A 21413-nucleotide genomic window follows, 5' to 3' on the forward strand; every position below is an offset into this window, starting at 1 on the left:
TAGCTGTTAATAAAAAAGCCTTCCCCGTTTAGGAGGAAGGCTTTAGTTTGGTTTCTTACTTATGTTTACACCATACCGCTATCTTCCTCCAGGGTTTATGCCGGTGGTAATAATGGTAATAATTGTGGTGTTGTTAAATGTCATATCCTTTAATGCCGGTAAAGTAAGTAGATATTTTTTTAAAATACAATAGCTTTTAAATTTATTTTTTCGGTGCCTGTTTTATCTTTCATAAATTGCGCCGATGCAGGGTCTTGTAACAAAATCAACCGGGAGTTGGTACCAGGTAAAAAGCGGTACCGAAACCGTGGATTGCCGTATTAAAGGGAAGTTTCGTATTAAAGGGCTTACCACCACAAATCCGCTGGCTGTGGGCGATTGGGTTGATTATGAGATGGAACCGGAGCAGGGTACCGGCGTTGTTACCCACTTGCACCCGCGCAAAAACTACATTATCCGAAAATCAATCAACCTCTCGAAACAAGCCCAGATTATTGCGGCTAACCTGGATATGGCGTTGTTGGTGGTTACACTGGCCTCTCCCCGCACTTCTTTAGGCTTTATCGACCGGTTTCTGGTAACTGCCGAAGCATACGATATACCCGCCTGTCTTATATTTAATAAACTCGACCTGTTTAGTAAAGAGGGCCTGGAAATATTACAGGACTATAAAGCTATTTATGAAAACATCGGCTATCCCTGCTACCAGGTATCGGCCAAAGAGAATATAAATATAGACCAGGTACAGGATTTGATTAAAGACAAAGTAACCCTTATATCCGGCCACTCGGGTGTTGGTAAATCAAGCCTTATTAACCGCCTGCTGCCCGATCTGGACCTGCGTACACATATGGTATCTGAATGGAGCGATAAGGGTATGCACACCACCACGTTTGCTGAGATGTTTGAGTTGCCGCAGGGTGGCTATATCATTGATACGCCCGGCATACGCGAATTGGGCGTGATAGATATTGAACAACAGGAGTTGAGTCACTTTTTCCCTGAAATGCGCGAGCGTATGAACCAATGCCGCTTTAATAATTGCCGCCATATAAATGAGCCTGGCTGTGCTGTGCTTGAAGCGGTAGAAGAAGGTGATATCACCCTATCCCGTTATGATAGTTACCTAAGTATTTACCATGGAAACGATACAAGGGCTTAGATAATAGAGCCAAGAGTTGAGAATCGAAAATTGAGATGATTTTTTTAAGATTAGGGTAAATAATTTTTAATCTTCAGTGGAATGGAATCCAAATAAAAAAGTCCTGATTCTAAATCCTGACTCTAATATCTAAAAGAATATGCGTGCTGTATTACAAAGAGTTTCTGAAGCAACATGCCGTGTTGACGGCGAAATAACCGGGCAAATTGGGCTTGGGTTTATGATACTGTTAGGCGTTGAAGAGCAGGATACCGTGTTGGATGTTGACTGGCTTGCACAAAAAATTGTTGGGATGCGTGTTTTTGGAGATGAGAACGGGTTAATGAACAAGGCCCTTGCCGATGTTGGCGGCGACATCTTGCTAATATCTCAATTCACACTGTACGCGCAAACAAAGAAAGGTAACCGGCCATCATTTATCAAGGCTGCCCGGCCAGATAAAGCTATCCCGTTGTATGAGTATATGATTAATGAACTGGCCAAGCTTACCGGAAAAAAAATAGAAACAGGCATTTTTGGTGCCGATATGAAAATAAGCCAAGTTAATGACGGCCCTGTAACCATTATCATGGATACCAGGGACAAGGAAAATCATTGAACTTTTCTCTCGAACCTTGCTATAAATCCCTCAATCCGCATAATTGCGGTTAAAAGTAAGTTACTCCGTCAAAAATAGAGCGTGTGTAGTATATTGGCTTAAAGGGTGTTTCATCCGCATATTGACATGATGCTTTTGTAATAGTTGGGGTTACGTCGCCAAACATGCTTGCTATAGATGCATCGGCAGCGTCGCGACTGGTTGCAATTTTAACCAGGCCGTTTAGGGGGATAAGCCTCGTTGCATCAAACAGTACCCAATCTCCGCCAAGGTAAGCCTCAAAGCACGCGTGGAAATCGGGCGGTTGCAACTGATATGCGTAACCGGTGAAATATCGGGCCGGTATGGTTAAGGCTCTGCAAAGGGCAATACCCAGGTGAGCAAAGTCGCGGCAAACGCCGGCCTGTTGGGTAACCGTATCGTAGGCAGATGTTTCGGAATTGGTAAAACCGCTCAGGTACTCCACATTTTTATGGATCCAGTCGGTTATGGCAAAAACCTGTTCGAAGGACGATCCTATCTTTCCAAAAGTATTGCTGGCCAGGCGATATAATTTGTCCGACTGGCAATAACGGCTCGGGTTAAGGTATGGTAATACCGATGGGGCAAACTTGGCAACCGGTATTTCGGCAACATCCTTATGGTTACGTACCTCGTAATAGTTGTCAACCAGTGCATCATATTTTATGCTAATGGTGCATGGCTCGGGCACTTCGAGCCGCATAAATCGGTTTTCGCCGTTTACATCGGTGAGCTGCTCGGTTTTTATGTACGAGGGGGTGCTGAGGGTTTCCTCTATCACATTTTGATGAGCCGTGCGTAAAGCGTGTATGTTAATTACCAAAGTGCTTGGCGCCTTTATCTCGTAACCTAATTCGGCCGATACCTTAAATTTCATTTATTGTTGTGGTAATTTGTTAAATGCTTCTTCCATCCAATCGTTCGGAATATTCATCAGTGCATTTTTTAGTTCATCGTCCCACTGGGCCGATACTTCCGAGAGGTCTTTTTGTGTATATCGCTGCTCGGCCAGTTCAAAAGTATCCTTTTTATACAGTGCTATATCAATCGGGAAGTCAACATTATTGGAACTTACCCGCGTTGAATCAAAAGATAAGAAAGCGGCCTTTAGCGCCAGTTTCATGTCGGAGTTTTCGTTAAGCACCCGGTTCAGTATTGCCTTGCCATGCCCCGAATTGCCAATTGCTACAAACGGCGCACCCAGGCCAAGTTCAACCCAGTTACCTTCCGGGTACAGCAGGAAAAGACGGTGCTCTTCATCCTCGCGCAGCTGCCCGCCAATGATCGTATTTAGATCGAACCGGAAGCCGGAGCGTTCAAGTATTTCCCGGTCCTCATCAGCTACGCGCCTAACCTGCTGCCCAAATGCATTTACAGCCTGGTAAAGTTTATCAAATTTTTCGGTTTTAATCAGTTCATTAAAATAAACCACCGCTTTGTCCCGTACAGATCGCAGGCCGCTTGTCATGATAAAAAATGCACCGCCATCTTTCTCTACAACGGTTAACTTCTTCTTTACAGTGGTTTCTGTACCGGTAGTAATCCGGGTATCGGCAAGGGCTATGAGGCCCTCTTTTACCTTAATAGCTAAACAATAAGTCATATCAGAATGTAAATGCCGCGGTAACCTTTATTGCTGCTGCTGTTGCTGCTGCTGTATCATTTCCATATAGCGGGCATAACTGTTGCGCGGCTTGGCAGGCTCGGTTACCGAGGTTGTTGACGGGATAAAGGTATCTTTTTTTTCCTCGTGCGTATGCCCGTCTTCATAACCTACTGATACCGAAACTTCAAGCTTATGGCCCGAAGAACCTTTATAAACCCCTTTAACCGGCGAGCAATCTGAAAAGTTACGGCCTACAGCCAGGCGCACATGATTCTCGTTGGCAACGCAATTGTTTGTAGGGTCGATACCCAGCCAACCATAACCGGGAATGTAGGCTTCGGCCCAGGCATGTGTTGCACCTTCGCCGCGCATACCGTCGCGATTAGGGCAAATATAACCGCTAACATAACGGGCCGGTATGCCAACCAGGCGCAGCATTACCATTAACAGGTGTGCAAAATCCTGGCAAACGCCGGCTTTTATTTTCCATATTTCGTCCAGCGTAGTTTCAACCGTGGTAACGCCTTTTATGTAATGGAAGTTGCGGTAAACGTAATTACTGAACTTAAGCGCCGTGCGGTACGGGGTATCATCCGTTTTACGCTCCTGCTCAACAACAGGCGTCAGTTCAGATAGTCCTTCAAAGTATTCCTGCTTTAAAAAATCAATGTAGGGAACAATGTGCCGAAGGTTAAAAAGTTCGTTCCACTGCTCGGCCGCAAAAATATTATCGACAGGTAAAGGGCGCTGGTGGGTATTTACCGACAGGCGCGAATCAATTACCATCACGTTATGCGGCTCGGTGTAGGTAAAACTTCCAACCTCGTTGCCATAATAATCAATGTAGGTATCAACCTGCGGATGGCCTGTTACCGTGAGCGTGTGTTTAACAACATCCTGGTAAATATCAACAATAGGATACAGGATTATTTTGTTGGCGCTGTCGCGCACAAAGCCATCATAGGTGTACTTGGTAACGTGTTGTATCTTAAATTCGGGCATCGTTTAAATTTTATCAGGAGTTTGCAAAGTAGTATTCGTTTAGCGAGTTACCTATTTTATACAGATCATCTTTAAGGCCGGTTAAAAATTGATGCAGGCCAACCTGACCAATGCTTTTAACCGAACTGTATTTGATGTTGCTTTGCAGCTTACCTATGTGAAAAGAAATTTCGCGATAAGTGGTCACATTACTGTTGTTTTTAAGCCTGTCGAAGTAGCGCTGTATATTATTAACCGAATAAATGGCCGAGCGTGGGAAATCGTTATTTAAAATTACCTGTTCCAGCACGTTCTCAGCCTCCAGGCCATCGCGATAGGTTTTTTGATAAAGCTCATAACCGCCTATTGACATCAGCAGGTGTTTCCAGTAGGTTATATCTGTTAATAAATCGGGGTTGCTGTTAAGCGGCCCGAATTTTACGTCGAGAATATCAATAGATTGGATGGCGCGTTCCAGGTACTTACCAATGTTCATAAAGCTGCGCGCCTGCCCGCGCTCCATGGTAATCTCGGCAGTACCGTAGTAAAGCATTACCTGTTTAATCAAAACATCCAGTGTGCCGAACGGATCGTCCTTGCGCAAGCCTGCGGCTATCTTTGGGTCTTTAACGGTATGGTAATATTCGTTAAGGCATTGCCAAAGGTCCTTGGGGATATGCTCTTGTACACTACGCGCATTTTCACGTGCAAGGGTAATAATGTTGAGGATGGAGTTAGGATTATCCCTATCCAGCACCATGTATTTTAGCACGGCCCGGCTATCGTTGTTTAGCCTGGTAATTAACTCCTCGTCACGACCTGAAAAAATGCGCAATACGGGCTCCCAGCTAAAACCATCGGCAGTATCCTGCGATGAGGCATAGTTTATCTTTAGCATCCTCAGGATACCATCACTACGCTCGATATACCTGCTAAGCCAGTAAAAGCTTGCCGCTACTCTACTCAGCATATGTAGCCCCCCAGCCCCCTGAAGGGGGCGTTGCCCCCCTAACCCCTTGAAGGGGGAGCTTTTTATATATTAATATTTTGTTTTGCATGTCAATTCAATTAAAAAAGTTCTGTTTCCCCTTCAGGGGGTTAGGGGGCTTAGCTTAATACCCAGGTATCCTTACTGCCGCCGCCCTGTGAGCTGTTAACCACTAAGGAGCCTTCAGTAAGAGCTACGCGTGTTAAACCGCCCGGCACTATCTCAATACCATCCGGCCCGCAAAGTGCATACGGCCTAAGGTCGATACGGCGCGGTTGCAACGCGCCTTGTATAAAGCATGGTGCTGCCGAAAGGCTGATGGTTGGCTGCGCGATAAAGTTGCGCGGATCCTTCAGTATTTCAAGCTTGTATTTTTCTATTTCTTCTTGCGATGCTGCATGCCCCATCAGCATGCCATAACCACCGCTTTCGTTGGTTTTTTTAACCACCATTTTGTCGATGTTTTTAAACACATGCTCACGCTCATCGGGATTGCTTAACCGGTGGGTTGGTACATTCTTAAGCAACGGCTCCTCGTTAAGATAGTAACGTATCATATCGGGTACATAAATGTAGGTAGCCTTATCGTCGGCCACACCATTTCCTATAGCATTTACAATAGCTACGTTGCCCTTTCGATATGCACCCATTAAGCCCGCTACGCCCAAAACACTGTTGGGGTTGAACACCAATGGGTCAAGATATTCATCATCAACGCGGCGGTAAATCACATCAACCTGTTGCAGGCCGGTGGTAGTTTTCATATAAACCCGGTGATCATTAACCACTAGATCGCGCCCCTCAACCAGCTCAACACCCATGAGGCGAGCCAGCGTGGTATGCTCAAAGTAAGCCGAATTGTAAATACCCGGGCTCAGCAACACAATGGTTGGATTGCCCACCTGCCTTGGTGAAAGCGACATTAGGTTTTTGTACAGGATAGACGGGTATTCGGTTACGCTGCGTACGCCGCATTGCGGTAACAGATCAGGAAACAAGCGCTTTGTGATCTCGCGGTTTTCAAGCATATAGCTTACGCCAGATGGGGTGCGCAGATTATCTTCCAGCACGTAAAATGTACCGTCGTAGTCGCGTATCAGGTCAATCCCGGCTATGTGTACATAAACATCATAAGGCACATTTAGCTGGTACATTTCCCGCAAAAAGTGCGGACAAGAGTACACAATATCAATAGGTACCACACCATCTTTAATAATAAACTGGTTATGGTAAATATCCTTAAGAAAGTGATTGAGTGCGGTAAGGCGCTGCTTAATGCCGCGTTCCACAAAATCCCATTCAGCTGCGGTAATAATGCGTGGGATTATGTCAAAAGGGAATATCTTTTCTATCCCTTCGCCACTGTTATAAACCGTAAATGTGATACCCTGGCTCATGAAGAGCCGCTTGGCCAATTCTTCTTTTTTGCTCAGATCATCGGCCGATTCCTGACCTAAATAGCTTATAACCTTTTGGTAATGGTCGCGAACCGTATGGTTTTCGTTATACATTTCGTCCCATACGCCGTTTATAAGATTGTATTTTTCAAAATGCTGCGACTCGTACATATAAAAATTGCTGTTAAACAGTTAAAATGCTGCTGCCGGATGAATTTACGGTTGATATAAACCCTAACAGCAACTATTTTTTTGTAAATTATAAAAAATATTGCGCAAATGCAGCAACATCTTTGCCAAAACAGTTGAAAGCCATAATCATTCACAATTATTGCTTTTTCATTTTATCTGATGACGTACAGCAACGTCAGCGATGGATTGTTAGTGATGAGTTTAATTAAAAATACTTGTCAAGCGTGAGTCCGTAAGTGAAATTCAGATTGTCGCTATTGGTAATGTTCATTCGGTTGTAGTTGAAAGACGTGGTAAGGCTTATCCATTTACGAAGCTTTATGCCCAATGTAGATGTTGAACGGATAATATAATCGTTACTGTTACTGAATGAACTTTGCAGAAAATGGCTGCCGTCAAAAACAATGAGTTCTTTTATCAGGAAATGATAATTTAACCTGAACGAGTTACGGTAGGTATGGTAGTCTAATCCCGCAAGCAGGTTGCTCCTGTCATACAAAACCCCATCGCTAAGGTTTAAATAGGCATTTGGCTTGTCGATAACGCTGTATGCAACACCCAAGCCCGCAAGTAACTGGTTCTTGATTTTTAACGAGAAGCTGGTGTTGTAGTTGGCAAGGCCCCAGTAATAAAAGTGCGGAAACGTTTTATAAAGGTTAAAGAACAGGGTAGATGAAAAATCGTTGTTTGTAATGTTGCTGTTTTGCTTGCCATATATCCAGGTGTTGGTGGTGTTAAATACAAAGTCATCCTTTTTAACCCCAAAACCCAACGAGTTGTTAAGCAAGTAGGCCTTATCGGTATTACTCTTATTGATAGAGCCGGTTGATGTTAAAATAATATGCCGCTGCGTAGTATCTGAGTATTGTGCAAAGGCTTGTAGTTTGCAGCAGCAAAACGCTAAGGCCGCAATTACATAAATGCAATAGTATTTATAGTGCATTAAATTTTAACGTAAAATATGCGCTACTGTTTTAACTGTGCTTTTAAAGGGGTTTTGCAAGTTGCTACGCGGTAGTTTAGCGCTTAACATAAGAAAGGCCCGAAGCGTGTTGCCCGGGCCTTTTGCAAGATATTTTAGCTAAAAGCGGTTACCAGAAAAATGAGTATAGTGCCACGATAATACCGCCAACTAACAATGCCCCAGCCGTAAAGGCACGTGATGTTTTAAACATGGACGCATCAATCTCCAGCCCGTTTGTTTTAATGCCTCTGGATCGATCGATCATCGAGATGATGTACATACCGATTACGCAGATAAGGAAAACAAAACCCATACGGTCGATAAACGGAATTTCGTAAACACCCTTCTCATTCATTTTCGAGAAACCATATTTGTTAAGCCAGGCAAGGTTTGCGTAGTACGGCAGAAATTTAAAGATTACCGAAAATACGAAACCGCCGATTGTAGCAAACAGGGCCGCATTGGATGTTGCTTTTTTCCAAAAGAAACCGAGGATAAACATGGCAAATATACCCGGCGATACAAAGCCGGTGTACTCCTGAATATATTGAAAGCCTTGTTTGCCTTCGCCCATTAGCTGCTCGCCTATTACTAATGACATGATCACGCCCAAACCCATAGCAACAACAACAGACCATTTACCTAGCGTTACCAGTTTCTTGTCGGTAGCTTCGGGGTTGATGGCTTTTTTGTAAATATCCAATGTAAAGATAGTGGCTATGCTATTTGCCTTGCCAGCAAGAGAAGCTACAATAGCCGCTGTAAGCGCCGCAAATGATAATCCCTTTAAACCCGTAGGTAGCAGGTTTAGAAGTGTAGGATAAGCTTTATTATAATCGATAACGCCCTTTGAGCTCAGCATCTCCTGCTGAAACATGCCGCGCTCATGAAGCACATAAGCGGCTATACCCGGTAATACCACAATTATTGGCATCAATAGCTTTAAAAATGCAGCAAATAAAAGACCGCTTCTGGCTGTCTTTAAATCTGCACCCAAGGCTCGCTGTGTAATGTATTGGTTGCAACCCCAATAATTTAAGTTTACGATCCACATACCACCGATAAGCACAGATAATCCCGGCAGATCCATATAGTTTGGATTGCTTTTTTTGAAAATCATATGAAAATGATCTGAAGCTTCGGAGTGCAAAGTTTTGAGCCCGGCTAATATGGAATGGTCCGCTGCCTTTTTGGTAAGCTCGCCCAAGCCGATGTATGTAGCGGCAAGGCCACCGAGTATCAACACAAATACTTGTATAACGTCGGTATAACCAATAACCTTCATGCCACCAAGAGTAATAATAACCGCAAATACAGCAAGTAAGCTTATGCATAAAGTAATATCCAACCCTGATATACCGCTAATGGCCAGTGCACCGAGGTAAAGGATGGACATTAAATTCACGATGATATATAGTAGCAACCAAAATACCGCCATTACCATTGCCACAGTGCCGTTGTACCGCTGATGCAGAAACTGCGGCATGGTAAATATCTTATTTTTAAGATAGATAGGGATAAAAAATATAGCCACTATAATGAGCGTTGCGGCAGCCATCCATTCGTAAGTTGATATGGCAAGCCCCATCTTAAAGGCCGAGCCACTGGTGCCGATGAATTGCTCGGCAGATATATTTGAAGCAATAAGCGACGCGCCAATAGCCCACCATGTTAACGAGCCCTCGGCCAAAAAATAATCTTTAGATGTGGCGTCGGCATTGTGCTTTCGGCGGTATATCCAGTAGCCATAGCTTGATACGATTACGAAGTATATAAAAAACACAATGTAATCGCCGTTTGATAGGGTTTTCATTTCAATAGGTTTACTTAAATGGTTTTGCAGGTTTATGCAGCGCTAATATTACGCTATATATCGCGGTTTAGCAAGTTTTCGAGGCATTCTTTCCAGCCCTGGTATATAGGTTCAAATGCATCACCGTTTGGTTCTACAACGGCCGTTTGCTTTACATCCGCGAAGGCCTCAGAGGCTGACGAAAAAAATTCGGCACCGATACCTGCGCCCAAGGCAGCGCCCATGCTGCCATCGTTATTGTAAAGCTCAACAGGCACACCCGTGGCGTTTACAAAAGTTTGTGTAAATACATCACTCATAAACATATTGCTTTTCCCTGCGCGTATTACGGTTGGATTCATGCCGTTTTCACGCATAATGTCCAGGCCATATCTAAATGCACACGCTATACCCTCTTGCGCCGCTCTGAATATGTGGGCTGGTGTGTGCTGGTTGAGGTCGATGTTGATTAAATGTGCACCCACCTGCTTATTATTAAGTATTCGTTCGGCACCATTACCGAAAGGTATGGTATATAGCCCGTTGCTGCCGGGGGCAACTTGTTGCGCCGCCTGGTTCATTTGCTGATAGGTTAAGGCCTGTGCAAAAGTGTTTTTTACCCAGCGGTAAAGGCTGCCTGTACCGTTAATGCAAAGCAGTACGCCAAGTCTTCGCCGCTCGGCGGAATAGTTTACGTGTGCAAAAGTATTTACACGCGATTGCTTATCATACGTCAGCTGGTCGCTCACCCCGTAAATAACCCCTGATGTTCCTGCGGTTGCGGCAACCTCACCAGGTTTAAGTACGTTGAGTGATAAAGCGTTGTTTGGCTGATCGCCGGCTTTGTATGTTACCGGTATTCCTTTGGTGAGCTGAAGTGCAGCTGCTACATCAGCCTTCAAACTACCATGTGCCGAAAAAACAGGTTTAATGGTAGGAAACAACGCATCATCAAATCCAAAATAATCGGTAATGTCTTTGGAAATCGCATCAAACTGGAAGTCATAAAAAATCCCTTCAGATAAAGCGGAGGCCGAGGTTGTGATCTCGCCGGTAAGCTTCATCGCAATATAATCACCCGGCAGCATTACCTTATCAAGGTCTGCATAAATCTGAGGCTCATGTTGCTTTACCCAAGCCAACTTGGACGCGGTAAAGTTGCCCGGGGAATTAAGCATATGCGACAAACATGTTTCATGCCCGATATCTGCAAATGCCTTATCGCCAATTTCAACAGCGCGGCTATCACACCAGATAATGCTATTGCGCAATACATTTTGATTTTTATCAACCAGAACAAGCCCGTGCATTTGGTAGGCAATGCCGATAGCCGAAATATCTTCCGGCTTGTATTTGCCACTCTTGTGGCAAAGTGCTATTGCCTTTCCCGTTTGTTGCCACCACATATCAGGCGATTGCTCGGCCCAGCCTGTTTGCAGCGCAATAATTGGTGATTCCTGTTCTGGATATTGAGCCGATGCAACGATGGTTTGATTATGCGCATCAACAACAGATACTTTAACAGACGACGTGCCGATATCAATGCCCAGTAATAGCATATAATTAATTTAAGATTTAAAGCGCGGTTTATAATTGAAGTAAGGAAAAACGAAAATAGGGTTATTTTTGAAAAAGCCGCTTAACAGCGTCAATAACGCCTAAAAACAAGAAAAATGAATTTTTATTAAAAAAGTTTGTGAAATTAAAAGTGAAGCGTATATTTGCAGTCCCAAACGGAGTGGTAGTTCAGCTGGTTAGAATACATGCCTGTCACGCATGGGGTCGCGGGTTCGAGTCCCGTCCATTCCGCAGAGGAGCCGTAAGGCAAATGCAAAGCGCTCAGATTAATGATCTGAGCGCTTTTTTATGTCAAAAGCGATTTGTTTTATTTCACATTACCTCTTTAATGCAAATCTGCAGGGCATGAGTAGCAAAAGTTTTGTTAGATAGTCTATCTTGGAATAGAAAATAGTGATTCCCTCCTTTCTGAGGCGCTTAAAAAAAGAAATTATAGCATACCAAGTAAGTTGCAATTTTAATATTTACTTCATACACTCTTAAAAGCACAATTGCGCCATCTATAATTCACTTTAAAAACAAGCCTTAACATTTCGGCAAGCGTTTGCATAGTGTTTAAGTTAATGCGATTGTAAATATTAACTAAATATTAAATACTCAGTTATTATCACTATTAGTTGTAAACAATATTAAAAAAATAGCTGTTTCTAATCGTTTTCTTAATTGTATTAAGTAACAGGATTATTACATTTGTTTGTAACATATAGGTTACAAACCATTATGTTGCGTTTACGCCCCCTAACAACTATTTAACTATATATGAGCAAATGCTTAGAAACTATTATTGAAGATGATATTACATACGGTATTATTATAAGAAGTAATTATACAGCGCCCAGTATCCAATTTTTTACTCCACAACATTTTTCGCAGCAACTGGGCTACATGAACCGGAAAAGCGGTTATGAGGTAAAGCCACACAAGCATTTATTAATCAACAGGGATATACAGTTAACGCAGGAAGTGTTATTTGTAAAATCGGGACACATTCGTGTTAACTTCTTTAATGATGCCTCCTATCTGCCATTCACATCGACTGAGTTATTTGCCGGAGATATTATTTTGCTGGCTAATGGCGGGCATGGGGTCGACTTCCTTACTGATTCAGAAGTAGTTGAAGTGAAGCAAGGCCCGTACATGGGCATCGAAGACAAGGTGTTTATAGAGCCGCCTTTAGTTGAGTACCAAAATCAACTCCATCAGTAATGACGAGTTTTTCTGATGAATACAGCGATTACTACGATCTGCTGTATGATAATAAGAACTATGCTGGCGAAGCTGCGTACGTAAATACGCTGATACAAAATGAAGGCGTATCAGACAACAGGCTGTTGGAGATAGGATCAGGAACGGGCAACTATGGCGCTTTTCTTTCGTCATTAGGGTACCAGATTACTGCAATTGAAAAAAGCCCGTCAATGGGCGGTATCGCGCAGCAAAAAAATATTTCAAACTACGAGGTGATCATTAGTGACGTTTTGGACGTAAATCTGGAACCGGAATCATTTGGGGCTGTGGTAGCTATGTTCCATGTGATATGTTATCTCACTTCGGATATTGATATAAAATTATGCTTTGATAAAATTTATAAAGCACTGCTTCCGGGTGGTGTATTTATTTTCGACACCTGGCACACGCAAGCTGTACTGCATCAAAAGCCCGAAGTGCGCTACAGAATAGTTGAGAATAGCGCTATAAGCTTAACACGTAATGCTACGCCTATATGTTATAATGAACAGTCGTTAGTCGAAGTTAATTATGATATCAATGGCCTAAGAAAAAATACTGGTGAAAAATTTAGTTTTTCCGAAAAGCACCTATTGCGCCATTTTTCAATAGCTCAAATTAAGCATTTTGCGGAGCAGGCAGGCTTTGAGCATCTTCGTTCTGAAGAGTTTTTAACCGGCAATACGCCAGGTACGGGCACATGGGGCGTGTGCCATATTCTAAAAAAAGTATAAGATGAGTATACCTGTTAATACCCCACTTTTTGCGGGTAACGAGAAGAAATATTTGAACGAATGTATTGATACAGGTTGGATTTCGAGCGAAGGCCCTTTTGTAGAACGTTTCGAGAAGGGGTTTAGCAGTTATATAGGACGCAATCATGGCATTGCGGTATCAAGCGGTACTGCCGCGTTGGATATTGCGGTAAAAGCAATTGGGCTGACTGAAGGCGACGAAATTATAGTACCATCTTTCACTATTATATCCCCTGTTTTTTCAATTATAAAACTTGGCCTGGTGCCGGTTTTAGTAGATAGCGATATCACGAGCTGGAACATGGACGTTGCTGCAATTGAGGCATTAATAACGCCTAAAACCAAAGCAATATTAGCTGTGCACATTTATGGCCTGCCTGTAGATATGGCTTTACTTGAAACGATAGCGGAAAAGCATAACCTTATTATTATTGAGGATGCAGCAGAAATGCACGGGCAAGAATACCGCGGCAGGAAATGCGGTACGTTTGGCAAAATCAGCATATTTAGTTTTTACGCCAATAAAAATATAACCACCGGCGAAGGCGGCATGGTGCTCTGTGATGATCCGGAACTTAACGAAAGGTGCAGGGTGCTACGAAACCTGTCCTTCACTACACAAGGCCCAAGGTTTGTGCATGAAGAGTTCGGTTGGAACTATCGAATGACCAATTTGCAGGCAGCCATAGGTGTTGCCCAGTTGGAAAACATAGAAGCCCATATTATACGTAAGCGGGAAATCGGTGCCATTTACCAGGAAAGCTTGTCCTTTTTAGCTGAAAAGGGTTATCAATTACCTGTACCCGAAGTGGAGTATGCGAATAACTTGTATTGGGTATTTGGCTTGCTTGCGCCTGATAAAGATGAAAAGAACAGGTTGATTGACCATCTTTCAAAAAATGGAATAGGTACCCGCCCTTTCTTTTACCCTATGCACATGCAGCCAGTGTTTAAGGATTACGCATTTGCAAAACAAAGGCTGCCCGTATCCGAGCAACTATCCAGCCTTGGTTTTTATTTACCAAGCGGGCTTGGCCTCACCAACGCCGACCAGTCGGTTGTGATTGATACCATTAAGGCTGCTTTTTAACCGAGTATTGTAAATCATGCAAAAATTAAACAATAAACTCCGGGTTGGGCTTTGGGTAGACTTCAGTACCATTGAAGCAGAACATGGTGGCGGATATTCGTACTATAAGAAGTTGGTTAATGCAATCAATACCTATAAGTTCGACGACACGATAGAAATCGTAAATATCATACTGCAAAACAGTAATCACTCGCCCGCGGTGTTAAATGGTAACACAATTGAGCTTGTAAAGCCTGCTTATATTACAAAGCATAACAAAAACACCGGGAAAGGCTGGGGATGGGTTACCCATCATTTAAAATATAAGTCGGTTTTCAGGGGGATTTATAAGACGGCTACAAAAAAGATCCGGAAGAAGATAGGCATCAGTATCGAAGATCAGCTTAAGGCTAATGGTATTGACGTAGTGTTTTACCTTAATCAAAACATGAATGTTGTAGATTATCCATTTATCTCGGTGCATTGGGATATTGCTCACCGTTCTACACACCCCTTTCCCGAAACTGCATACGGAGGAAATTACCCTATCAGGGATTCTTATTACAAAGATACGCTTAGTAAAGCCATGTTGCTGCTTTGCGAGTCTGAGGCAGGCATAAAAGAGCTTTTGTATTATTGTAATTTCTTTCCGCAAAAAGTAAAGCTGCTGCCAATATTTGCAGGTGACATTATTGATTGCGCATTCTCTGAAGAAAGCGACCAACAATGCCTATCTGACCATAAGTTAGTCAGACACCAATTTTTCCTGTACCCTGCACAGTTTTGGGCACTAAAAAATCATTATAATCTGATTGTTGCTTTTGACGAATTTAAAAAGGTAAATGGGCCCGACGCCGCAAATTATAAGCTGATGCTTTGTGGTACCGATCATGGTAACTTTGCCTACATCAGCAGCGTTGTGCAAAGCTATGGCTTACAAGACACGGTAATTATGCCGGGCTTTGTAAGCGACAGAGACCTTAACTGTTTTTACAGGAACGCTACCGCAATGGTTTTCCCGAGCTTTTTGGGCCCAACCAATATGCCATTGATAGAGGCCTCGCACTTGGGGTGCCCTGTTATCTGTTCGGATCTTACAGGCCATCTTGAAATTATGGGCTCCAATGCACTTTACTTCCAGCCGACCGAACCGCGGCAAATAGCCGATCATATGCAGGCGGTGTTGGATAAGGCGTTTAGTGACAAGCTAGCAAATGACGCCAAAGCAAATATCTCATCGTCCAAGTTCCGAATAGGCCAGACTTTAGAATACCTTGATGAAGCTTTGATTGAGTTAAGGTCAGTCAGAAAATGCTGGGAATAGATGTAACTTGATATTGACTATTTTACAAAATATTAAATCAACAAAAAAGCCGCTTCAATTGAAGCGGCTTAATAATTTATGATCTGTTGCCTTATTTAGCTACATACATTACTTCTTTTACAGCTTTAACAACGCGGTCTGCATTTGGCAGGTACTCCTGTATTAAAGTTGGTGCGTAAGGCAATGGCACGTCGCCGCCGGTAATACGGATGATAGGCGCATCTAAGTAATCAAAAGCATCTTTTTGCACTTTAAACGCAATCTCAGTAGCTATTGAGCCTAACGGCCAGCTTTCCTCAACAATTACCAAACGGTTTGTTTTTTTAACCGACTCGATGATTGTTGCATAATCGATCGGGCGAACTGAGCGTAAGTCGATCACCTCTGCACTGATGCCTTCTTTCTCAAGCTCGGCAGCAGCAGCGTTAACTACTTTCATTATTTTACCAAAGCCAACCAGGGTAACATCTGTACCTTCTTTAGTTACTTTAGCTTTACCTATTTCAACGTAGTAAGTTTCTTCAGGCACTTCACCTTTATCGCCGTACATTAATTCCGACTCCATGAAGATAACCGGATCCGGATCAAGAATAGCTGATTTTAAAAGGCCTTTTGCATCATATGGGTTTGACGGAACAACCACTTTTAAACCAGGGCAGTTTGCATACCAGTTTTCGAAGCACTGGCTGTGCTGTGAGCTAAGCATACCTGCGTTACCGGTTGGGCCACGAAATACAATTGGAACCGAAAACTGGCCACCGCTCATAGACATCATTTTGGCTGCACCGTTGATGATCTGATCGATAGCTACCAATGAGAAGTTGAAAGTCATGAACTCAACAATAGGTTTAAGGCCGTTCATTGCCGAGCCAATGCCTATACCGGCAAAGCCCAATTCAGAGATAGGTGTATCGATAACTCGCTTTGCACCAAACTCATCAAGCATACCCTGGCTCACTTTGTAGGCACCGTTATATTCGGCAACCTCTTCGCCCATCAAGTATATGTTTTCATCTTTGCGCATTTCTTCCTGCATGGCTTCTCGTAGCGCTTCTCTGAATTGTATTTCTCTCATTATATTATTAAAATGAAGTTTTTTAGCAGGGCAAATATAAGCACTAATGTGTAAAATACAATTGATGGTTCCCTGCCCGGACGTATTTATGCATTAATTGTTACATTCGGCTTATTAACAACCGCCCGAATGAGATTTCCATCTGTTAAAAACCTGGCCGATAGCGCTGTGCTTACCCTTAGACGTTTTCCGTTTGAAGTAGCGTTTGCACTTACCGGGACAATTGCGGCCATCGTAAAAATTGAGCTTACGCGGGTTAACCGCATTAGTGAAAGTTGGTGTACACGTACCATAATGATGGCAAACCTGGGCCTGTTACTAAGCCTTGGCGCCACGCTTTATACTGAAAGCCGTGAAATTACCGGAGGTAGGAAAATTGGTTTACGGGCGCTTGCTGCACTTATAGGCATAGCCTTAATATTTATAATTAACCCGGCCGAACGCGAGGCCGATTATGTAAGGTTTTTACTTTTAAGCCTTGCCTTGCACCTGCTGGTTGCTTATGCCGGTTTTACCAAGCCCGGGCATATACAAGGTTTCTGGCAGTTTAACAGAACGCTTTTCCTTCAGTCTCTAACCGCTGTTTTATATAGCGGCGTGTTATTTGCCGGGCTTGCGGGAGCCATTGGCGCCATGAATTTTTTGTTCAATTTTGAATTTGAGTGGGACACCTTTGCTATTTTATTTGCCTGTATTGCCGGCTTGTTTAATACCATATTCTTCCTGTCGGGCGTGCCGGCTAACTTGCAGGCGCTTGACCGTGATTTAAGCTATCCAAAGGGGCTCAAGATATTTACACAATATGTGCTTATACCTTTGGCGACTGTTTACGTAAGCATATTACTGGCTTACGAAGCACGAATATTGATACTTTGGGCATTACCAAAGGGTTTGGTATCAAATCTTATCTTAGGGTACGCGGTTTTCGGTATACTGGCGCTGCTGTTGGTTTACCCCATACGCGATCATGAAGAAAACAAATGGCTAAAAAGCTATACCCGAAGTTTTTATTTTTTGCTCATCCCGCTGCTTGGCTTGCTGTTTGTTGCCGCGGGCACACGTATTTTTAAATACGGAATTACCGAGAAGCGATATTTCCTGCTATTGCTTGCCTGCTGGTTGCTGTTTATAACAATCATGTTCCTGGTCAGGAAAAATCAGAATATAAAGTTGATACCTATCTCGTTGTCGCTGCTTACATTGCTGTCTATTTACGGGCCGCAGAGTGCGTTCTCGGTAGCTGAGTACTCTCAAAAGAAGCTTTTGGTTGATATTTTTAAAAAGAACAATGCTTTTAAAGATGGGAAGCTGATTGCCGTAGATAGCCTTAAGATAAGCAAAAAGGAAGGTAGCCGAGCGGTTGCAACGCTCAATTACCTTGTTGAAACGCATGACCTTGAGAGCTTGCAGCCTTACTTTAGCCGCGACCTGCAAAAGGTAAGCGATTCGATTTCCAACCTTAAAGACAGTAAATTAATTGGCACGTTTTCTAACTATGAGCTTAGATACCGGAAGTTTGATTGGGCAAAAAAGGAATTGGGTTTAAACAGTTTTAACAGCTATTATTATGAAAGCGATACAGTGGTTACAGATAGCTATGTAAATTATACATTTACCACAAACCAGCATTATGCAACAGTGGTTAAAGGATTCGACTACCTGCTTGATGAAGGTGTTGTGGCGGATACCGTGCATTTTAAAGCCGATGGGTTAATTGCAACGCGCATTAAGGCTCAAGACACCATGTTTACACTGAATATCGACGGCAGCATTTTTTTATTTGATTTGGGGCCGGTTATTAAAAATATTACAGCGCCTGCAAAAATGGATAAATATGTTCAGGATAATACTGACCATCAATTTGTACTCCCTGTCAAAGATTTAACCCTTATAAAAAGTAACGACCGATTTGAAGTGCAATTTGTTATCGATCAAATAAACGTAGGCAAGGAAAAGGGAAAAGCTTGGGAAGCCAGTTACGTTCATGGCAGTTATCTGGTCAAAAAAAGATAGACTGTTTAATTATTCTTTGATTGCTGTTCGGTTAAGATGTCGGCGCTTTTGTTAACAACGGCCTTAATGGCGTTATCCAGTTCATTGGCTGACGTATTAAGGTAGCCCAAAAGTTTCGGATCTACCGTGTGCTTATACTCCTGCTCAATCAGGTCAGACAGTGCCATTATGCGGGCCAGCGGCAGCCTTAATATGTGCGATTGCATATGTGCTATCTCCAGTAGCCTGTCGTTTTGTTTTTGTATGGCATCAATGTGGTTTACACGTTGGGTAATATCGGTAGCTACTATCATACAAGCAGGCTTGCCCTGATAGGAAATGTCGGCCCGGTTAACTTCAACATGTATGTAATCTCCATTTTTCCCCAGGTGCTGTGTTGTTTGCGATAATGGCGCACCTACATGCAAATTGGTCTGTGCATTCACTATTTCATCAGCGTCATAACGATCAGGATAAATATCTGTAATCTTCATTTGCAAAAATTCCTGCAAGCTATAACCATAGTTGCGCACAGCAGCATCGTTTACCTGCAAAATACGTAAGCTCTGGGCGTCAAATATCAACTTGGGCGACGGGCTTTGATAGAACAATGTGCGGTATTGGGCTTCGGAATTTTTAAGGCCCGCGTTAAGGTCAGCCTTTATTACAGCTTCCTGTTGCAGCTCGTTATAAAGCGAAAGCTCTTTGTGCATGGTATTGCTAAGCCCGTTAAGCGTTTGCCTTATAAGCACAACTACAACAATATCCATAAACACAAAATTGGCCGAGTAGATGATCCATCGGTCAAGAGTGATCTGTTCCAGTAGTGGGATTGGGAATAGCTTATAATGTATAACCAGGGCAAAGCCGGCACATACCAAAAAGTTGAATATAACTGTGCCGTAAGCTATCCTGTCAGAAAATTGCAGCGCCACAAATACACTCAACGAGAACAAGTATATACAGGCCATGCTAAATGTGCCCAGCAATGCCGTAAGTACAATTGCAAATACTGCAATAATAGCCGATAGCCATATGCGGCGCGTGTGTAAGCTTATACCGCGCGCAAGTGCAATTGCAGCCACCGTAACCAGCGCAAAGACGTTGAACCCTGCTAAAAAAACGTTTCCTGATCTGCATTCGAGATATACGCTTGGTATGAGTGCAAGTAAGCTGCCGGGAAGGGCATATATTATGGCATTTGTAAACAATCGGTTTTGCCAGTACTCAATATTCTGTACAGGCAGTTTGGTGCTGGCCTGCATGGCATTTTCCATATAGAAGCAGTAGCGCTTCCACATTGATTGTAAAACTGGTTGAAGCATAAAAATGAATACCTAATCAAGCTAATACCCGGCCTAATATAATAACTCAAAATTAATGTACAACCAAATGGTTTAGCCGGCAACTTAAGCCCTGAATGCATAATAAGGTTTTAAGCAATAAGTGTACTGTAAATGAAGATGATTAGCTATTTGACTAAATAATGATACCGGACGAACTAAGCACCAAAGCCGGATCGGGAATGTTGCACAGGTGAACATCTTTCTCTGAGAATTTGGCCACGCCGGGGTAATCTCCAAAAGCTTCGCCAATATCAAACATAAGCTGGAAGTGCAGGTGCGGCGGCCAATGGCCATTTTCCTGTACATTACCAAACGTTGCAATTTGCTGGTTGGCGGCCACTGCTTGGCCAACAGATAGTCCATTTATACTTTCGCGATTTAGATGGCCGTAAAGGCTATACATCGTCAGGCCTTCTAAATTATGCTGTAAAATTATGGTCGGTCCATAATCGCCAAAGTTATCGTTATCTGCAAAGCTGTGTACTATGCCGGCAAGCGGAGAGTAAACCGGCGTGCCTGCGCTGGCCCAAATGTCTACACCCAAGTGCAGGCGGCGGGGTTCATCTGCGGTATCAAACAACGCGCTGCGATTGTATATGGTACGGTGCTCCATGTAGCCCCCAATACCATAGCGGCAACGGCTGTTGGCAAGTGTTTCGTCTATCCAAATGGTAAAAGCGTTGGTATCAGCAATTAGCTCTGGGGAAAGCGCTGTGTTTGCTGCAGTAAAATCAAGCTTACAAAGCCTGTCAACTTCAGGGTCAAACTCAACCACTTTGCCCACGGCTTTGGGGTTGGCGTTTAAATAGGCAGCTAACCGGTCAGTTGCATCCAGCATTACTCGCTGTCGGTATCTGGCTGGCGATCTTCCTTGCTTATTTTATCAAAAATGGCATCCATACGCTCGACATATTCACTGGTATCGTCAATAAAAAACTCAAGCTGCGGAATAACCCTTACCTGGTCTTTAATGCGGGCACCAAGCTTGTACCTGATTTCGGAAGCATGGGATTTGATAGTTTGTAACGCCTGCTGGTTATTAGCACCGTTAAAAAAGCTTAAAAAAACACGGGCAATGGCCAAATCTGGCGTTACGCGCACTTTAGTAATGGTTACCAATGTATTTGGCAGGTAATTCATACCCTCGCGCTGAAATATAGCGGCAAGATCTTCCTGAATTACCCCGGCGAATTTTTGCTGACGTTTTGATTCCATGATTATTTATTAACGCCGGTTAGGCAAATGAGTTTCAATTATTATAATGGGCGGCAAATATATAAAGCTAATGATTAGCACAAGGCTTGCAAATTAATTTTTTTAAACGGGTTGATTTCGGCCTAAGCCTT

General features: G+C 43.1%; 19 protein-coding genes and 1 tRNA gene. 8 read left to right on the forward strand and 12 right to left on the reverse strand.

What is annotated here, in order from left to right; all coding sequences use genetic code 11:
- Nucleotides 1–244 precede the first annotated feature (244 nt).
- Both rsgA and dtd read left to right on the forward strand, forming a co-directional pair.
- The gene (gene rsgA / locus FPZ43_RS08555) at nucleotides 245–1162 is read left to right on the forward strand and encodes a ribosome small subunit-dependent GTPase A (RefSeq protein WP_146381448.1); all 918 of its coding nucleotides are present in this window, start codon (nucleotides 245–247) and stop codon (nucleotides 1160–1162) included.
- Between the two features lie 139 nt (nucleotides 1163–1301).
- Nucleotides 1302–1760, forward strand: coding sequence for a D-aminoacyl-tRNA deacylase (dtd, locus tag FPZ43_RS08560; protein WP_146381449.1), 459 nt, complete (start codon nucleotides 1302–1304; stop codon nucleotides 1758–1760).
- A gap of 49 nt (nucleotides 1761–1809) precedes the next feature.
- Here the strand turns inward: dtd and FPZ43_RS08565 are convergent, their stop codons facing one another.
- The 8 genes from FPZ43_RS08565 to FPZ43_RS08600 form a co-directional block, all read right to left on the reverse strand.
- Complete coding sequence (locus FPZ43_RS08565; RefSeq protein WP_146381450.1) at nucleotides 1810–2658, reverse strand: transglutaminase-like domain-containing protein; 849 nt, start codon at nucleotides 2656–2658, stop codon at nucleotides 1810–1812.
- Nucleotides 2659–3384 (reverse strand): peptidase, encoded by a 726-nt coding sequence (locus tag FPZ43_RS08570; RefSeq protein ID WP_146381451.1) that lies wholly within the window; start codon nucleotides 3382–3384, stop codon nucleotides 2659–2661.
- Between the two features lie 27 nt (nucleotides 3385–3411).
- Nucleotides 3412–4389 (reverse strand): transglutaminase family protein, encoded by a 978-nt coding sequence (locus FPZ43_RS08575; protein WP_146381452.1) that lies wholly within the window; start codon nucleotides 4387–4389, stop codon nucleotides 3412–3414.
- Nucleotides 4390–4402: 13 nt separating this feature from the next.
- Nucleotides 4403–5338 (reverse strand): alpha-E domain-containing protein, encoded by a 936-nt coding sequence (locus tag FPZ43_RS08580; protein WP_146381453.1) that lies wholly within the window; start codon nucleotides 5336–5338, stop codon nucleotides 4403–4405.
- A 137-nt stretch (nucleotides 5339–5475) separates the two neighbouring features.
- Nucleotides 5476–6924 (reverse strand): circularly permuted type 2 ATP-grasp protein, encoded by a 1449-nt coding sequence (locus tag FPZ43_RS08585; RefSeq protein ID WP_146381454.1) that lies wholly within the window; start codon nucleotides 6922–6924, stop codon nucleotides 5476–5478.
- A gap of 226 nt (nucleotides 6925–7150) precedes the next feature.
- On the reverse strand, nucleotides 7151–7888 hold the full coding sequence (locus tag FPZ43_RS08590; protein WP_146381455.1) for a DUF481 domain-containing protein: 738 nt from the start codon (nucleotides 7886–7888) through the stop codon (nucleotides 7151–7153).
- Between the two features lie 148 nt (nucleotides 7889–8036).
- A complete protein-coding gene (locus FPZ43_RS08595; protein WP_146381456.1) occupies nucleotides 8037–9722 on the reverse strand; it encodes a sodium:solute symporter family transporter in 1686 nt (561 codons plus the stop codon).
- Between the two features lie 53 nt (nucleotides 9723–9775).
- Nucleotides 9776–11260, reverse strand: a complete 1485-nt coding sequence (locus FPZ43_RS08600; RefSeq protein WP_146381457.1) for a xylulokinase — start codon at nucleotides 11258–11260, stop codon at nucleotides 9776–9778.
- Nucleotides 11261–11436: 176 nt separating this feature from the next.
- On the opposite strand from FPZ43_RS08600, the gene FPZ43_RS08605 reads away from it, so the two are divergent.
- The 5 genes from FPZ43_RS08605 (at nucleotide 11437) to FPZ43_RS08625 (ending at nucleotide 15654) form a co-directional block, all read left to right on the forward strand.
- Nucleotides 11437–11510, forward strand: a tRNA-Asp gene (locus tag FPZ43_RS08605).
- A 528-nt stretch (nucleotides 11511–12038) separates the two neighbouring features.
- Nucleotides 12039–12485, forward strand: a complete 447-nt coding sequence (locus tag FPZ43_RS08610) for a cupin domain-containing protein (RefSeq protein WP_146381458.1) — start codon at nucleotides 12039–12041, stop codon at nucleotides 12483–12485.
- Entirely contained in the window at nucleotides 12485–13240 is a 756-nt protein-coding gene (locus tag FPZ43_RS08615) for a class I SAM-dependent DNA methyltransferase (protein ID WP_146381459.1), read from the forward strand. Before FPZ43_RS08610 ends, FPZ43_RS08615 begins: the two co-directional genes overlap by 1 nt.
- 1 nt (nucleotide 13241) lies before the next feature.
- A complete protein-coding gene (locus FPZ43_RS08620) occupies nucleotides 13242–14351 on the forward strand; it encodes a DegT/DnrJ/EryC1/StrS family aminotransferase (protein ID WP_146381460.1) in 1110 nt (369 codons plus the stop codon).
- Nucleotides 14352–14367: 16 nt separating this feature from the next.
- On the forward strand, nucleotides 14368–15654 hold the full coding sequence (locus FPZ43_RS08625) for a glycosyltransferase family 4 protein (RefSeq protein ID WP_146381461.1): 1287 nt from the start codon (nucleotides 14368–14370) through the stop codon (nucleotides 15652–15654).
- A gap of 91 nt (nucleotides 15655–15745) precedes the next feature.
- On the opposite strand, the gene FPZ43_RS08630 is transcribed toward FPZ43_RS08625, so the two are convergent.
- A complete protein-coding gene (locus tag FPZ43_RS08630) occupies nucleotides 15746–16729 on the reverse strand; it encodes a pyruvate dehydrogenase complex E1 component subunit beta (RefSeq protein ID WP_146381462.1) in 984 nt (327 codons plus the stop codon).
- Nucleotides 16730–16858: 129 nt separating this feature from the next.
- Here FPZ43_RS08630 and FPZ43_RS08635 point away from each other — a divergent pair, with 129 nt between their 5' ends.
- A complete protein-coding gene (locus FPZ43_RS08635) occupies nucleotides 16859–18742 on the forward strand; it encodes a DUF4153 domain-containing protein (RefSeq protein WP_146381463.1) in 1884 nt (627 codons plus the stop codon).
- A gap of 5 nt (nucleotides 18743–18747) precedes the next feature.
- Here the strand turns inward: FPZ43_RS08635 and FPZ43_RS08640 are convergent, their stop codons facing one another.
- The 3 genes from FPZ43_RS08640 to rbfA form a co-directional block, all read right to left on the reverse strand.
- On the reverse strand, nucleotides 18748–19998 hold the full coding sequence (locus FPZ43_RS08640) for a PAS domain S-box protein (protein WP_186461787.1): 1251 nt from the start codon (nucleotides 19996–19998) through the stop codon (nucleotides 18748–18750).
- A 202-nt stretch (nucleotides 19999–20200) separates the two neighbouring features.
- Nucleotides 20201–20905, reverse strand: coding sequence for a peptidoglycan DD-metalloendopeptidase family protein (locus FPZ43_RS08645; RefSeq protein ID WP_146381465.1), 705 nt, complete (start codon nucleotides 20903–20905; stop codon nucleotides 20201–20203).
- A complete protein-coding gene (rbfA, locus tag FPZ43_RS08650) occupies nucleotides 20905–21282 on the reverse strand; it encodes a 30S ribosome-binding factor RbfA (RefSeq protein ID WP_186461788.1) in 378 nt (125 codons plus the stop codon). Before rbfA ends, FPZ43_RS08645 begins: the two co-directional genes overlap by 1 nt.
- Nucleotides 21283–21413: the final 131 nt, after the last annotated feature.

It is taken from the genome of Mucilaginibacter pallidiroseus (assembly GCF_007846085.1).
Classification (GTDB): Bacteria; Bacteroidota; Bacteroidia; order Sphingobacteriales; family Sphingobacteriaceae; genus Mucilaginibacter; species Mucilaginibacter pallidiroseus.

Coding starts and splice junctions, on each gene's coding strand:
- rsgA (WP_146381448.1), top strand. CDS start 245: ATGCAGGGTCTTGTAACAAAATCAACCGGGAGTTGGTACCAGGTAAAA.
- dtd (WP_146381449.1), top strand. CDS start 1,302: ATGCGTGCTGTATTACAAAGAGTTTCTGAAGCAACATGCCGTGTTGAC.
- FPZ43_RS08565 (WP_146381450.1), bottom strand. CDS start 2,658: ATGAAATTTAAGGTATCGGCCGAATTAGGTTACGAGATAAAGGCGCCA.
- FPZ43_RS08570 (WP_146381451.1), bottom strand. CDS start 3,384: ATGACTTATTGTTTAGCTATTAAGGTAAAAGAGGGCCTCATAGCCCTT.
- FPZ43_RS08575 (WP_146381452.1), bottom strand. CDS start 4,389: ATGCCCGAATTTAAGATACAACACGTTACCAAGTACACCTATGATGGC.
- FPZ43_RS08580 (WP_146381453.1), bottom strand. CDS start 5,338: ATGCTGAGTAGAGTAGCGGCAAGCTTTTACTGGCTTAGCAGGTATATC.
- FPZ43_RS08585 (WP_146381454.1), bottom strand. CDS start 6,924: ATGTACGAGTCGCAGCATTTTGAAAAATACAATCTTATAAACGGCGTA.
- FPZ43_RS08590 (WP_146381455.1), bottom strand. CDS start 7,888: ATGCACTATAAATACTATTGCATTTATGTAATTGCGGCCTTAGCGTTT.
- FPZ43_RS08595 (WP_146381456.1), bottom strand. CDS start 9,722: ATGAAAACCCTATCAAACGGCGATTACATTGTGTTTTTTATATACTTC.
- FPZ43_RS08600 (WP_146381457.1), bottom strand. CDS start 11,260: ATGCTATTACTGGGCATTGATATCGGCACGTCGTCTGTTAAAGTATCT.
- FPZ43_RS08610 (WP_146381458.1), top strand. CDS start 12,039: ATGAGCAAATGCTTAGAAACTATTATTGAAGATGATATTACATACGGT.
- FPZ43_RS08615 (WP_146381459.1), top strand. CDS start 12,485: ATGACGAGTTTTTCTGATGAATACAGCGATTACTACGATCTGCTGTAT.
- FPZ43_RS08620 (WP_146381460.1), top strand. CDS start 13,242: ATGAGTATACCTGTTAATACCCCACTTTTTGCGGGTAACGAGAAGAAA.
- FPZ43_RS08625 (WP_146381461.1), top strand. CDS start 14,368: ATGCAAAAATTAAACAATAAACTCCGGGTTGGGCTTTGGGTAGACTTC.
- FPZ43_RS08630 (WP_146381462.1), bottom strand. CDS start 16,729: ATGAGAGAAATACAATTCAGAGAAGCGCTACGAGAAGCCATGCAGGAA.
- FPZ43_RS08635 (WP_146381463.1), top strand. CDS start 16,859: ATGAGATTTCCATCTGTTAAAAACCTGGCCGATAGCGCTGTGCTTACC.
- FPZ43_RS08640 (WP_186461787.1), bottom strand. CDS start 19,998: ATGGAAAATGCCATGCAGGCCAGCACCAAACTGCCTGTACAGAATATT.
- FPZ43_RS08645 (WP_146381465.1), bottom strand. CDS start 20,905: ATGCTGGATGCAACTGACCGGTTAGCTGCCTATTTAAACGCCAACCCC.
- rbfA (WP_186461788.1), bottom strand. CDS start 21,282: ATGGAATCAAAACGTCAGCAAAAATTCGCCGGGGTAATTCAGGAAGAT.